This is a genomic window from Pseudomonas sp. D(2018) (genome assembly GCF_005502555.1).
GTDB lineage: Bacteria > Pseudomonadota > Gammaproteobacteria > Pseudomonadales > Pseudomonadaceae > Metapseudomonas > Metapseudomonas resinovorans.
The window spans coordinates 34,680-48,002 of sequence record NZ_SCOK01000031.1 but is presented as its reverse complement, the minus strand read 5'-3'; the positions used below and the strand labels follow the sequence as shown (position 1 = coordinate 48,002).

Genomic DNA, 13,323 nt, shown 5'->3' with positions numbered 1-13,323 from the left:
CGCTGTCTGGGCTGAGAGTCGGTTCCGGCCGACCTGCATTACTGGCCAGGCTCGTCTTGGCGACATTCTTATTAACCGGAGAGTAACGAGGAATCCATGAAGGTTCTTGTAGCTGTCAAACGAGTGGTCGACTACAACGTCAAAGTCCGCGTCAAGGCGGACAACTCCGGCGTCGACCTCGCCAACGTGAAGATGTCGATGAACCCCTTCTGCGAAATCGCCGTGGAAGAAGCCGTCCGTCTGAAAGAAAAAGGCGTAGCGAGTGAAATCGTCGTCGTCACCATCGGCCCGAACACCGCTCAAGAGCAGCTGCGTACTGCCCTGGCCCTGGGCGCTGATCGCGCCATTCTGGTCGAGTCCGCCGACGAGCTGAACTCCCTGGCCGTGGCCAAGCTGCTGAAGGCTGTGGTCGACAAGGAGCAGCCTCAGCTGGTCATCCTCGGCAAGCAAGCCATCGACAGCGACAACAACCAGACCGGCCAGATGCTGGGCGCCCTGACCGGCTACGCCCAAGGCACCTTCGCTTCCAAGGTTGAAGTGGCTGGCGACAAGGTCAACGTCACCCGTGAGATCGACGGTGGCCTGCAGACCGTTGCGCTGAACCTTCCGGCGATCGTCACCACCGACCTGCGCCTGAACGAGCCGCGCTACGCGTCGCTGCCGAACATCATGAAAGCCAAGAAGAAGCCGCTGGACGTGGTCACCCCGGACGCCCTGGGTGTTTCCACCGCTTCCACCGTCAAGACCCTGAAAGTTGAAGCACCGGCCGCCCGCCAGGCTGGTATCAAGGTCAAGTCCGTGGCTGAACTGGTCGACAAACTGAAGAACGAGGCGAAGGTAATCTGATGGCTATCCTGGTTGTTGCTGAACACACGAACGCCGCGCTGGCAGCCGCCACCCTCAACACCGTGACTGCCGCTCAGAAAATCGGTGGCGACATCCACGTCCTGGTCGCGGGTGCCGGTGCAGGCGCTGCCGCCGAAGCCGCCGCCAAGATCGCTGGCGTGTCCAAAGTGTGGGTAGCCGACAATGCTGCCTACGCCCACCAACTGCCGGAAAACGTCGCGCCGCTGATCGCCGAGCTGGGCAAGGGCTACAGCCACGTGCTGGCCGCCGCCACCAGCAACGGCAAGAACATCCTGCCGCGCGTGGCTGCCCTGCTGGACGTCGACCAGATCTCCGAGATCATCAGCGTCGAGAGCGCCGACACCTTCAAGCGTCCGATCTATGCCGGTAACGCCATCGCCACCGTGCAGTCTTCGGCTGCCGTGAAGGTGATCACCGTGCGTTCCACCGGTTTCGACGCCGCTGCCGCTGAAGGCGGTTCCGCTGCCGTTGAAGCCGTGGGCACCGTTTCCGACGCCGGCAAGTCCGCCTTCGTCGGTGAAGAGCTGGCCAAGTCCGATCGTCCGGAACTGACCGCTGCCAAGATCGTCGTATCTGGCGGCCGTGGCATGCAGAACGGCGACAACTTCAAGCACCTGTACGCCCTGGCCGACAAGCTGGGCGCGGCTGTCGGTGCTTCCCGTGCCGCCGTCGATGCCGGCTTCGTGCCGAACGACATGCAGGTCGGCCAGACCGGCAAGATCGTCGCGCCGCAGCTGTACATCGCCGTGGGCATCTCCGGTGCCATCCAGCACCTGGCCGGTATGAAGGACTCCAAGGTCATCGTCGCGATCAACAAGGACGAAGAAGCCCCGATCTTCCAGGTGGCTGACTACGGCCTGGTGGCTGACCTGTTCGAAGCCGTACCGGAACTGGAAAAGCTGCTGTAATAGCGCTTCCCGGCCTGCCGTGCAGAAAACCCGCTCTTCGGAGCGGGTTTTTTTGTCCTTCAGCTTCGGCTGGCATCGAGGAATGCCTGATAGTGCCGGGCGGTTTCCTCGGGGCGTTCGATCATGGGCGCGTGACCGCAGTTTTCCATGATTACCACACTGGGTTTCTTCAGCAACGGCTTCATGACCTCGATGCTGGACACATCCAGCACCCTGTCGCGATCGCCCCAGAGCAGCAGGGTAGGGGCCTTGATCCGCGGCAGCTCGGGCTCCAGCGGGATATAGCGCTCCCGTAGCTGGCGGAAGACCTCATCGTAGTGCGCCTCGTTGGCCATGGATTGCTCAGCCAGGTAGGCCTTTACCGAGGTGGGGAGGGGCGGTGCCTCGACGAAGACGAAATCCAGCATCCGTTGGAAGTCCTCCGGGCTCCGGACCACCAGCGGGTTGGGCTGGCCGCTTTCGATCAGGCGGAACAGCTCGCTCTTGTTCGGTGCCGTGATGCCGCCGTTGTCGAACAGCGCCAGGCTATGCACTTGCAGCGGGTAGCGGGCGGCGAAGATTCCGGCGATATGGCCGCCCATGGAATTGCCCACCAGATGCACCTTGCCCAGCTCCAGGGTCTTGATGAATGACTCCAGACGCTCGGCCTGGGTGCCGATGTCGTAGCTGCCGGCGGGACGGTCGCTGTCGCCGAAGCCGGGCAGGTCGAGGGCGATGACGTGGTAGCGCTCGGTGAAGTGACGAGCGAAGCGCAGCCAGTTGTCCTTGTTGGCGCCGAAACCATGGATCATGACGATGGTTTCGCCCTTGGCCGGACCGCCCTCGTAGTAATGGATGTTAAGATCGCCCAGCGCGATCTGTCGCTCCGACAGTCCGGCGAGTTGGCGCTCCACCAGACGCACGCTGCCTGTCAGCGCGGCGGGGGAGAAATAGAGGGTTGCCGCCGCAGCCGCCAGGAGAATGGTGACTGTGATGAGGAACTTCTTCATGACCCGTCCTTATCGCGAATGGTTCTTTTAGCCGCCTGTACGCTAGCATGAAGCTCGTTTCAGGCGATGCCGCCTACGCTGCGGCCAATCGAATGTCCAGTCCGGGAAACCTCAGATGCCAAGACTCCGCCTCTCATGCCTGCTCCTAGCGCTATGCCTGCTACCCGGACTCGGGCAGGCTGCCGGGAAATGCGAGCGGCTGGTGGCCACCGGTAATCCGGAGTATCCGCCCTACCTATGGCGCGACCCTGAGAACCCCAAACAACTGATAGGCGCCAATGCCGACCTGCTCAAGCAGATCGCCAAGGAATTGGGGTTGAAGGTTGAGATCCTCTACACCGGGCCCTGGTCCCGGGCCCAGGATGAGGTGCGCACGGGGCGGGTCGACCTGATCGCCGGCGCTTTCATTACCCTGCCACGCCTGGAAACCATGGACTACGTTCATCCAGCCTTCCTCGAAACCGAGAGTGTCGTCTGGGTGAAGCGCGACCGGGCGTTTCCTTACAGTGGCTGGGACGACCTGCGCATCCACACTGGCGGCACGCTGGTGAAGAACAGTTTTGGTGAGGCCTTCGACCGCTTCGCCAGGGATAACCTCAAGCTCGAAGAGGTCCCCAGCCTGACCCAGGCCTATCAGAAGCTCCTGCTGGAGCGAACCGACTACGTGCTCTACGAGCGTTACCCCGGGCTGGTGCTGGCCGACACACTCGGCATGGCGGATGACCTGGTCGCTCTGGAACCACCCATTTCCAGTGAAGGTCTGTACCTGACCCTGTCCCACAATTCGGCCTGCAACGACCCCTGGCTGCGCGGACAGCTGGCAAGAAAAATGACAGAATTGGTCGCCGCCGGGGTGCCGGAAACCCTGCTGCAGCGCAACCTGGAACGGTGGAAGGCCCTGCAGATGCAACCCGCCGCCATGCCTGAATGATTAGGAACCCTCTAGTGAGCAAGACACCCCTGTTTGCCGTCGGCCTTGCGGTGCTGACCTTGGCCGGCTGCGCCAATGACCCGGCGCCCAACGAGCAGATGCGCCTGACCCAGAAGGCGGTGGAGCAGGCCAAGGCCGTAGGCGCCACCGAACAGATCGAGGAAATGAAGCTTGCGCAGGACAAGCTCGCCCTGGCCGAGAAGAACATGGGCGAGGAGGACTACAAGCGCGCCCGTATTCTGGCCGAGGAAGCCGAACTCGATGCACGCCTGGCTGAAGCCAAGGTGCTGACCAAGAAGAGCCAGGACCAGCTGGCTGAGCTGACGTCGAGGATCAATCGCTTGCGCAAGCAGTTGGGGGAGGTTCAGTGAAGCGGAATCATGCATTGAGCGTCGGCCTGCTGTTCAGCCTCGGACTACTCGGCGGGTGCGCCAACCAGCAGCAGACCGAACAGAGCCTGGAGCAGGCCCGGCAGATGTTCCAGAAGGTCAAGGAGGACCAGAATGTCCTCAGCGCGGCGCCGAAGGATGTGATCCGCTCGGGCGAATCCCTGGCTCGTGCCGAACGTCTGTCCAGCTACTGGGGCAATGACGCCGACGTCGTCCATTACGCCTACCTCAGCCAGCGCTACGCCGAAATCGCCAGCCAGCATAGCGAGCAGAGTCAGAACCAGACCCGCGTCGCCAAGCTGCAGCTGGAGCGCGAGCGTCTGCAACTGGCGCTGCGTGAAGCGAAACTGCTCAGCGTGCAGCAGCAGGGCAAATGGCTGGAAGATCAGATGATCGCCCTGGCCGCCACCGAAACCGACCGTGGCCTGGTCATGACCCTGGGCGATGTGCTGTTCGACACCGGCCGGGCCGATCTCAAGGCGTCCGCCAACCGCACGGTGCTCAAACTGGTGCAGTTCCTCCAGCTCAATCCGCGGCGTGTCGTGCGCATCGAAGGCTATACCGACAGCAGCGGCAAAAAGCAGGACAACCTGAAGCTCTCGACCGACCGTGCCCAGGCCGTGGCTGATGCCCTGGCTGACCTCGGCATCGATGCCAAACGTATCCAGGTCCAGGGATATGGTGAGGCCTTCCCGGTGGCGGAGAACGCCTCCAATCGGGGCAGGGCGCAGAACCGACGCGTGGAGATCGTCTTCTCCAACGAGAAGGGTGAGCTCGGGCCGGCGCGTTGAGTCGCAACATAGAAAGCCCCGGTGACCGTTCGGCACCGGGGCTTTTTCTTGCCTGGACAATTTCACTGTATCGCACACAATTTCATGATCTGTACCGGTGCAGTTTTAAGGGCTTCGGATAGTGTTTCGGTCCAGTGATACAGGTGCCGCCGTTATGACCAATCTGTTGCTCTACCAACGCATCGCCCAGCAACTGGCCGATGATATTCGCCGTGGTGTCTACCAGCCGGGCGAACGCGTACCTTCGGTGCGCAAGCTCAGCTCTCAGCTCAGTGTCAGCCACGCCACGGTGTTGCAGGCCTATGCCAGCCTGGAGGATCAGGGGCTGATCCGTGCGCGTCCGCAATCCGGCTTCTATGTACACCAGACCCCCGCACTGACCGCATCCACCCCCGATATCGCCCGCGTTGAGCGCCCCGGCCTGGTCACTCGCGCCAGCATCATCCAGCAGGTCCTGGCCGAATCCCGCCGCGAAGGCGTGTTCCCATTGGGGGCGGCGGTTCCCCATGTCGACTACTTGCCGGTACGCACCCTGCACCAGCAGTTGGCCAAGGTCACCCGCTTCCACAGCCCGCGGGCCTTCAGCTACATGTTCAGCCCGGGCTTCGAGCCGCTGCGGCGCCAGGTGGCGATCCGCATGCGCGATGCCGGTGTCGTGGTAGACCCGAGCGAAGTGGTGATCACCCACGGTTGCGTGGATGCGCTGCAGATGAGCCTGCGGGTGCTGACTCGGCCGGGTGACCTGATCGCCACCGAGTCTCCGACCTACTACGGCCTGCTGCAACTGGCTGACCTGCTCGGCCTGAAAGTGATCGAGATTCCCAGCGACCCCACCACCGGCATCAGCCTGGAGGCCCTGCAACTGGCCGCCAACCAGTGGCCGATCAAGGCCCTGGTGCTGACCGCGCGGCTGAGCAATCCACTGGGTGGCACCATTCCCGAGGAGCGGCAGAAACAACTGTTGCGCCTGTCCTCTGATTTCGACATCCAGATCATCGAAGACGATATCTACGGCGAACTGATGTTCGACCAGGGGCCTTCCAAGGCGATCAAGGCCTACGACCTGGACGACCGGGTGATCTACTGCTCCAGTTTCTCCAAGACCCTGTCGCCCGGCGTGCGCATTGGCTGGATGATCGCCGGCAAGTACCAGGCGGAAATCCAGCGCCTGCAGACGTTCAGCACCCACTCGGCATGCAGCGTCACCCAGATGGGGGTGGCGGCGTACCTCGAGAACGGCGGATACGATCGGCACCTGCGTTACATCCGCCAGGAGTACCGGAAAAACCTCACGGCCTTCCAGCTGGGGGTGCAGCAGTATTTCCCCGAAGGCACCCAGATTACGCGCCCCAACGGCGGCTTCATTCTCTGGATCAGCCTGCCGGCGAAGGTGAACACCAAGGACCTGCACGTGCGCGCCTTGCAGCAGGGCATCAGCATCGCGCCGGGTCTGATCTTCAGTAATACCGAGCAGTTCAACCACTGTGTACGGCTGAACTGTGGCATCCCGTGGACCCGTGAAGCCGAGCGCGCCATCATGACCCTCGGGATGCTGGCCAAGCAGCTCTGTCAGGAGGCCGGCCTGTAACCGGCCTTCTGAAACTGATTTTTCTTGAAGGCTTAACCCCTCCTGCAGGACGCCTACGTCTACTGGTGCGAATGGCTCATTCGTACTCAGGAGGCGACCATGTCCAGCCGTAACTTCCTTCAGCAACAACCCTGGGCCGCGGGCTTCACCGCCGGCCTGCTGCTGGCCCTGGCTGCCTGCAGTGCCCAGGATGCGTCGGCGCCGGCCACCGGCAAGGTCGATGAGGTTCCACCTCCGCCCGTGCTGGCCACGCCTGAGCTTGTGCTCAAGGAGGAGGCGAATAGCCGTGCGCCGGCTTCCCTGGCCAAACGTGCCGACTACGCCGCCGAGGCACGGCAGATGCCCATGATCGCGCCAGCGCCCATGGCGGATGCACTGCAACCGGGCTACCGCGATGTGCCGCGCGAGCAGTACCAGCACCTCGCCGACAACCCGGTGCATGCCGTCGCCAGTGAGCCGGTCTCCACCTTCAGCATCGATGTCGACACCGGCAGCTACGCCAACGTAAGGCGCTTCCTCAATGGCGGCCAACTACCGCCGGCCGATGCCGTGCGGCTGGAAGAGATGGTCAACTACTTCCCCTACAGCTATCCGCTGCCGGAGGGCGACGTGCCCTTCGGCATTGGTATCGAACTGACACAGACCCCATGGAATCCGCAGACCCGGCTGTTGCGCGTGGCGATCAAGGCCTCTGACAGCAGCATCGAACAACTGCCGCCGGCCAACCTGGTGTTCCTGGTGGATGTCTCCGGCTCGATGGACCGTCGCGAGGGGCTGCCCATGGTGCAGGGCACCCTCAAGCTGCTGGTGGATCAGTTGCGTCCGCAGGACCGCGTATCCCTGGTCACCTACGCCGGGGAGGCGAGCGTGGTGCTTGGATCTACGCCAGGCAGCGAGAAAGCCAGGATTCGCGCCGCCATCGAGCAACTCAGCGCGGGTGGCTCCACGGCTGGCGAATCAGGCATCCAGCTGGCCTATGCCGAAGCGCACAAGGGCCTGATCCCGAATGGCATCAACCGCATCCTGCTGGCGACCGACGGCGACTTCAACGTCGGCATCAGCGACTTCGAGACCCTCAAGCAACTCGCCGCGCAGAAGCGCAAGGGCGGGGTGTCACTGACGACCCTGGGCTTCGGCATGGACAACTACAACGAGCGGCTGATGGAGCAACTGGCCGATGCAGGTGACGGCAACTACGCCTACATCGACAACCTGCGCGAAGCGCGCAAGGTGCTGGTGGACCAGCTGGGTTCCACGTTGTCGGTCGTGGCCAAGGACGTGAAGCTGCAACTGGAGTTCAACCCGGCTGAGGTCAGCGAGTACCGCCTGCTGGGCTACGAGAATCGCGCGCTCAAGCGTGAAGACTTCAGCAATGACAAGGTAGATGCTGGCGAGATTGGCGCCGGCCACACCATCACAGCGTTGTACGAGATCGTACCCACCGGCTCCAAGGGTTGGCTGGAACCACTGCGCTACCAGCCGGCGGCCAAGACCGAGGGCAAGGCCGGTGAGCTGGCCTGGCTGCGGGTACGCTACAAGGCGCCAGGTGTGGAGCAGAGTCGACTGCTGGAGCGTCCCATTGGCGCCAACAACGTCGTCGACCTGGACGAGGCCAGTGAGGATCTTCGCTTTGCCGCCGCAGTGGCAGCCTTCGCCCAACAGCTCAAGGGCGGTCAGTACACGGGGTCTTTCGGTCTGACCGACAGCGCCGGTCTCGCTCGGAGCGCTCGGGGCGACGACCGCTTCGGCCTGCGTGGCGAGTTCGTGCAACTGGTGGAACTCGCGCAAAGCTTGCAATAATCGCCCGTGCTACCATCATATTTTTATGGCCCTGTCTGGTGGTAGCTTCCCATGCCGTATGCCGTGCCCTATCTACGTTTCAGTCATGTTTCCCAGCGTGGCGGCTCCACCATCAAGCGGCAGGAAGAGATGGTTGGCCGCTGGTTGGCGGCGAATCCTGATTACACATTGTTCACGCAGACGTTCAAGGACTTGGGCCGCTCCGGCTTCAAGGGAACCCACCTTGAACATGGCTTTGGCAAGTTACAACAGGCTGTCCGTGATGGTGCAATCAAGTCGGGAGATGTGATTCTCGTTGAGGCAATCGACAGGGCAGGGCGCCTTGAGCCTTTGGAGATGTTTCCCATCCTGTCTGAAATCGTTGTGGCTGGCGTGACTATCGTGACGCTGGACGATGGCGTCCGGTATGACCGGGAGTCCGTAAACAATCAGCACTTGTTCTTGCTGATTGCCAAGATACAGCAGGCCCACCAGTATTCCGCCGCCCTGTCGCGGCGCGTGAAAGCCAGTTACGAAAGTCGGCGGGCAAAGGCGAGGGCAGGGGAGGCAGTGAAGGTTCGCACTCCCGTATGGCTGGACAAGAACGGCCATCTAATCCCCGAATTGGCCCCACTGATTCAGCAGGCGTTCGAAGACTTCGCCACGGGCATCGGTGAGAAACGCATTCACCGGCGTATCGCTGACAAGCATCCCTTGTTGACCAGTCTGGACCCCACCACAATTCGCCGATGGATGAGCTTGAAGGTCGCCATCGGGTATTGGGACGATATTCCCGACGTGTTCCCGGCTGTGGTGGATAAAGAGCTGTTCTACCGGGTGCAGCAGCGACTCCTACCGAAAGACGACGCCCCCAAGCCAACGGCTGCAAGGAAGTACCTGCTTTCGGGGCTGGTGAAGTGCGGCATCTGCGGTTCGAACTGCACTGTGAAAAACCAGAAAGGGAAGGGGACATTCTTCATTTGCGGCAAACGCCACCGCTTGGGTGAAATCGGTTGTGAAAATAACAAGACGGTTCCGTACTCACCGTTGAACGCCATCCGGGCAGAGACATCCGCCCCTTACCTTCAGGTTGCGTTACAGCGCCAGCAGTTGTCGGAGAGTCAGAAGCAAGCGATTGTCGTTCGTGGCGAGGTGGACGCTTTAACGAAACGCTTGGACAACCTGTACGCCACTGCGGAGCTTGGCCTTACAGAAGAATTGAAATCCCGTATTCAAGCGGTTATCGCAGAGCGTAGCGAGAAGACCGACCGCCTCAGATTTCTGGAGAGCGATAGCCGTCCGGTTGAGGTTAAAACCGCGCTCAAGGTCAGTAATGAAATGCTGATGAAAGATCAGGAGCGATTGAACGCACTTTTGAAATCGGTTGGTTACGAAATCAGAATCTTCCCAGACGGCGCCGTCACTGTCCCGATTGGCGGGGCTGGTGAGTGCCTTCGCTACGTGTATCAGGGCTATGAACCGAAGCCCGCCGTCTACGTGTTCGACACGCCAGAAGGGCGCCGGGAGTTCAAGAATCGGGCATCTAAGAAGCACGCTCCGCAGTCCTGACGTTTTCACAATTAAAATAAAACCACTTGACGTAACCAATTGATTTGTGTTGAGGAATCTTGGGGTGACGTGTATAATCCGCAGTCCGGTCCACAATGTGCGTGGGCTGGCCGCAGTGGTGTTCGGGATAGTAACGGGTCCGCCACTGATGGACGGGGAAGACTGGTAGATATGCCCCAGCCGGAGCTTGAAAGGCGGAACCGGGTCAGGCCGACAGCAATCGTCGGAAAGCCGCCAAGATGGGTGATATTGCTTAAACCCCATCCCAGCCGACACAGACGCCCGCTCTGATGTTGGAGGCCAATTGGCCAAATTCTCACATCCCAATTTCCAAGAGGCTCCCACGGGAGTTCCTGCGGGCTTCGGTTTGTTTGAAATCTGGAGTAGAGCCTAAGCTTGGTCTAAGCACAGTTGCCGCAGGGTGACACGACGTGTATGGCCGGGCTTAGGACAGCTTTATCCAGAGTTTCTTCAAACCCATTTCCAAGAGGGATTTATTAGTAATCCCTTTACAATCTGCGTGTAGTCCCGTCTCAGGTTGCGCCAATTCGGTTAGGCCACTAGTGCCCGAAGCCCGTAATTCCTAGGGCCGTATCATTAATTACGCGCCCTTATGGAAATGCAACTTTCAATTAAAAAGTTTCATGTACAAAAGTTGGCATAATAGTTGCTTATTATGATTATCGTGTTATAATACGTACATGAAGCAAGGAAATGTTAATTTCCTCCAGCAAGACTCCCTCAGCGTCACCCCGGCAGTTCTGCCAATCTTCTTAAAATTGAATTAAACCAGCGGCCCGGTTTGGCCGTAGTGGCACATGCCCGTATGTGTTGGTTGGAAACGGGAAGGTCAAGGGTATTTTGTATCCTTTCACCAACTCCCGCCAGTAGTTGGGGCCGCCACTGGCAAACCCTCCAAACCGTTCGCAGGCACGGATAGTCTGTAAATTCCGGGATAGCAAATCGGGCACGAATTACGTGCCCTTTTTGTTCGCCCATGATTTATACAAATTCAGCTTAATAAATTCATGTAGGAGGCCCGATGGCCATCGTAGTTAAAACCTGCGAGTGTTGTGGTACACCCATGCTCGCCAAACGTAGTACCCGGAAATACTGTTCCACGTATTGCCAAGTAAAAATGTTCCGCCACGAACAACGCCAACGCAAGCTAGCCGATGAGGCGGAAGTCATCCGCCAATTTGAACAGTCGCTAGCCGCAGTTGAAGTAGTCGCAGAATGAACCCGCTGCATTATTTAGTGGTAGAGCGTTCTACAGGACGTGTATTCAGAAGCATCCAGCGTTCTAGTCCACCGTTTAACACAGACTCGACGCTGTATGTGCTGGCTGACAGCGTGCTGTTACATCGTTACGTCGATGCTGTTGAAGCTGGAAACCCTGAACCCCACCTGAACTCACTAATCCCCAATTACATTTAAGGACAACCTTTTATGAATCCATATCACGTAAGTTTCTATTTCAAAGTCAGCAAAGCCAGTGGGCTAGTTGCCGATGTGCTGTATGTCCCTGCCCTTGAAGCTGTAGAGACAGCCGATCACTTCTACATCGTGGCAGAAACTCACAATTTGCAGGATTACGAAAATCTGCGACAAGCTGGCCCCGTGGCAATCAATGACCTGATTCCCGGTACGTTCACCAAGAAACGCCGATAACATATAAACCCCATCAATCACACATTTATTAGGAGAGAGAAAACAATGATTAAACGACTATGGAAATTTGAAAAATGCCCAACTGGTTCCACATTAATACGCCTTCGAATCTGATTGTTGGTGTAATCGCTTCACGCTACACCCCCACCGATAGCAAGGTTGACAAGTTCATTCCCGCCCCAGCCAAAGCCCTTGATAAGTTCTACAAGTGGCTAGCCAAGCATCCCGGTCTTATGCCCGATGTTGGCGAAATTATGACTTTATCCCCCAGCGTTTACGATTCGATTGTGAATGGTAAAAGTGGGGACGCTCGCCCACAGCGGAGTAACTATCGGGCAGTTCAGACAGAGCCGCCAGTTGAAGACAGAGCTTCGCTGATTGCAGCATGGATTAAATTGAACCCCGCTAAAGACGCTTACGACCTAAATGATAAGTTTGGCTGCGGTATGACTGCGGCACGGGCTTACATTGCCAAATACGTTTAAGCGTATTTATTGGCCTCCAGAGCTTCAAAATACTACTGGTAAGGGGGCCGCCCCACCAGCAACTTTTAACCCTCTACACCCCACGTATGACGCGGATTCTATTCCCGGAATTCGACGTATCCCCGGCCTTATTGGAGTAAGAATGAAGAAAACGCATTATTTGCTGTATTGCCAAGCCCTACATAGGTACGTCACGTTGTTGTCCGTGACTGGCAATCACAGCATTAAAGATATACACGAAATGGTAAAGCCCGCTGGACTTGCCTACGGAACGAAGCTGGAAGTTGTTCCCATCAACTCTATGGAACTGGCTATGTACGTCTGGCTCAAGCAACACCACTACCCGGACCACGGAGTGCCAGCGGATGAGCTGGAAATTGAAGACAAACGGCCAGTGTTAAGGCTGGTGGCCTAATGACCCTTAAGCCGTATCTGATCTGCTACAAGAGCCTTTACTTCACGGGATTGGTTTGGTTGCTGAATGCCCCAGACGTAATGAGAGAAGGTTTCTCCGCCGTGCCAGTGAATGCTGTTGTAGCCGCCCAATTTGAAAAATTACATGAACGCAGGCAATTCCAATGGGTTGCCACTAGCGAATTCACCCCAACATTGATTTAAGGAAGTAAAAAGCATGAATATCCCAGAATTTTCCCAAACAGAACTAGATAGTCGTATTGCAATCGCTCATTCCGATTATGAGTTTGCCGCGCCTGAGCATGGCCGTCAAACGGCCCTTGTATTGTTTCAATCTAATAGCGTTGCTCACGCCCTGGAGCTTTACCACGAGCATCGTAAGGCTGGCTATCTACAGTCAGAAGTGTCTCCGCTTTACTTTGATTACAATCCGGGAATAGGTGCATTCCCTTGGATTGAATTCCACTTGTATAAGCCTGAGAGAACCCAAGCCAAAGAGAAATTAGCTATCGCCGCTGATGTAGAGGCCGCCTATCGTGCTGAAATCGACGCCCAGCTAAAGCAGCTTATTGAAATCGAAGCGGCCCGCACTGTAGAGCGCCGTAAACGTGAACAGGACGCCGAACGTATTGCCCGTGAAGAGGCAGAACTAGCCGAAGCCCGCCGCGAAGTGATGGCGGCCCTTGGACTACAGGAAACTGAATAATGGACGCAACAGAACGTATTTTAAGGGAGCGCTACGCTCCCGACACATTAAACAAGACGCCGGAGAAATCCGGCGTTTATGTTTCTGACATTCATAAATCCACCCTACCTAATCTATTCGACTTCGACAAAGTGGGGGATTGGATAGAAGCCTGTGAAGCTGACATGCGTGGCTGGCCGTTGAACGTGCGTCAAGCCATCATCAAGCAGGCGCTCCAAGCGTATTTGAAGGAGTAA

General features: G+C 58.3%; 15 protein-coding genes. 14 read left to right on the top strand and 1 reads right to left on the bottom strand.

Annotated elements, in window-relative coordinates; translation table 11 throughout:
- Positions 1-96 precede the first annotated feature (96 nt).
- Entirely contained in the window at positions 97-846 is a 750-nt protein-coding gene (locus FFS60_RS19010) for an electron transfer flavoprotein subunit beta/FixA family protein (RefSeq protein ID WP_028627853.1), read from the top strand.
- Positions 846-1,775: an electron transfer flavoprotein subunit alpha/FixB family protein gene (locus FFS60_RS19005; RefSeq protein ID WP_137822843.1), complete on the top strand. Its 930-nt coding sequence runs from the start codon at positions 846-848 to the stop codon at positions 1,773-1,775. Before FFS60_RS19010 ends, FFS60_RS19005 begins: the two co-directional genes overlap by 1 nt.
- A gap of 59 nt (positions 1,776-1,834) precedes the next feature.
- On the opposite strand, the gene FFS60_RS19000 is transcribed toward FFS60_RS19005, so the two are convergent.
- Entirely contained in the window at positions 1,835-2,764 is a 930-nt protein-coding gene (locus FFS60_RS19000; protein WP_028627851.1) for an alpha/beta fold hydrolase, read from the bottom strand.
- 115 nt (positions 2,765-2,879) lie between these two features.
- On the opposite strand from FFS60_RS19000, the gene FFS60_RS18995 reads away from it, so the two are divergent.
- The 12 genes from FFS60_RS18995 to FFS60_RS18940 all read left to right on the top strand — a co-directional run bounded on the left by FFS60_RS18995 (position 2,880) and on the right by FFS60_RS18940 (position 13,323).
- Positions 2,880-3,695, top strand: a complete 816-nt coding sequence (locus FFS60_RS18995; RefSeq protein ID WP_137822842.1) for an ABC transporter substrate-binding protein — start codon at positions 2,880-2,882, stop codon at positions 3,693-3,695.
- A gap of 14 nt (positions 3,696-3,709) precedes the next feature.
- Complete coding sequence (locus FFS60_RS18990; RefSeq protein WP_028627849.1) at positions 3,710-4,066, top strand: DUF4398 domain-containing protein; 357 nt, start codon at positions 3,710-3,712, stop codon at positions 4,064-4,066.
- Complete coding sequence (locus FFS60_RS18985) at positions 4,063-4,875, top strand: OmpA family protein (protein WP_137822841.1); 813 nt, start codon at positions 4,063-4,065, stop codon at positions 4,873-4,875. The genes FFS60_RS18990 and FFS60_RS18985 overlap by 4 nt, the downstream gene beginning before the upstream one ends.
- Positions 4,876-5,029: 154 nt before the next feature.
- A complete protein-coding gene (locus FFS60_RS18980; RefSeq protein WP_028627847.1) occupies positions 5,030-6,463 on the top strand; it encodes a PLP-dependent aminotransferase family protein in 1,434 nt (477 codons plus the stop codon).
- A 99-nt stretch (positions 6,464-6,562) separates the two neighbouring features.
- A complete protein-coding gene (locus FFS60_RS18975) occupies positions 6,563-8,263 on the top strand; it encodes a VWA domain-containing protein (protein WP_137822840.1) in 1,701 nt (566 codons plus the stop codon).
- Positions 8,264-8,314: 51 nt separating this feature from the next.
- Complete coding sequence (locus FFS60_RS18970; RefSeq protein ID WP_137822839.1) at positions 8,315-9,811, top strand: recombinase family protein; 1,497 nt, start codon at positions 8,315-8,317, stop codon at positions 9,809-9,811.
- A 1,042-nt stretch (positions 9,812-10,853) separates the two neighbouring features.
- Complete coding sequence (locus FFS60_RS18965) at positions 10,854-11,051, top strand: hypothetical protein (RefSeq protein ID WP_137822838.1); 198 nt, start codon at positions 10,854-10,856, stop codon at positions 11,049-11,051.
- A gap of 209 nt (positions 11,052-11,260) precedes the next feature.
- On the top strand, positions 11,261-11,482 hold the full coding sequence (locus tag FFS60_RS18960) for a hypothetical protein (RefSeq protein WP_137822837.1): 222 nt from the start codon (positions 11,261-11,263) through the stop codon (positions 11,480-11,482).
- A gap of 74 nt (positions 11,483-11,556) precedes the next feature.
- Entirely contained in the window at positions 11,557-11,967 is a 411-nt protein-coding gene (locus tag FFS60_RS18955; protein ID WP_137822836.1) for a hypothetical protein, read from the top strand.
- Positions 11,968-12,109: 142 nt separating this feature from the next.
- Positions 12,110-12,382 (top strand): hypothetical protein, encoded by a 273-nt coding sequence (locus tag FFS60_RS18950; protein WP_137822835.1) that lies wholly within the window; start codon positions 12,110-12,112, stop codon positions 12,380-12,382.
- Between the two features lie 216 nt (positions 12,383-12,598).
- Positions 12,599-13,087: a hypothetical protein gene (locus tag FFS60_RS18945; protein WP_137822834.1), complete on the top strand. Its 489-nt coding sequence runs from the start codon at positions 12,599-12,601 to the stop codon at positions 13,085-13,087.
- On the top strand, positions 13,087-13,323 hold the full coding sequence (locus tag FFS60_RS18940) for a hypothetical protein (RefSeq protein ID WP_137822833.1): 237 nt from the start codon (positions 13,087-13,089) through the stop codon (positions 13,321-13,323). Before FFS60_RS18945 ends, FFS60_RS18940 begins: the two co-directional genes overlap by 1 nt.